Genomic DNA, 248 nt, shown 5'->3' with positions numbered 1-248 from the left:
TTCCGTCGCTTGAAAGGCTACCGCCGGATTTTCTCGCGCTTCGAGAAGCTGGATGTCATGTTCCTTGGATTCCTCAGCTTCGTCCTAGTCGTTGATGGGCTTCGGATGTGTTAACAGGCCCTAGTTCACGATGCGCCCTTCCTGTCGCAGTTTGAGATAGATCATCCCCACGCCATAGCGACGATGGCGATGCGCCAGCGCAACAATGCGCTCGCGCAGTTCGCCATTGCGATCTTGGCGCGGGCAAT

At 56.5% G+C, this 248-nt stretch carries 2 pseudogenes; one reads left to right on the top strand and one right to left on the bottom strand.

Features of this window, described 5'->3' with window-relative positions:
- A pseudogene (locus tag F7R02_RS26215) lies at window positions 1-114 on the top strand (IS5-like element ISCARN85 family transposase); the annotation flags it as partial.
- 9 nt (window positions 115-123) lie between these two features.
- Here F7R02_RS26215 and F7R02_RS26210 read toward each other — a convergent pair.
- Window positions 124-248, bottom strand: a pseudogene (locus F7R02_RS26210) (IS3 family transposase); the annotation flags it as partial.

Origin of the sequence: Xanthomonas cissicola, assembly GCF_008801575.1 — a bacterium.
Taxonomy (GTDB): Bacteria; Pseudomonadota; Gammaproteobacteria; order Xanthomonadales; family Xanthomonadaceae; genus Xanthomonas; species Xanthomonas cissicola.
The sequence above is the reverse complement of the archived record's forward strand: the minus strand, read 5'-3'. Positions and strand labels throughout refer to the sequence as shown.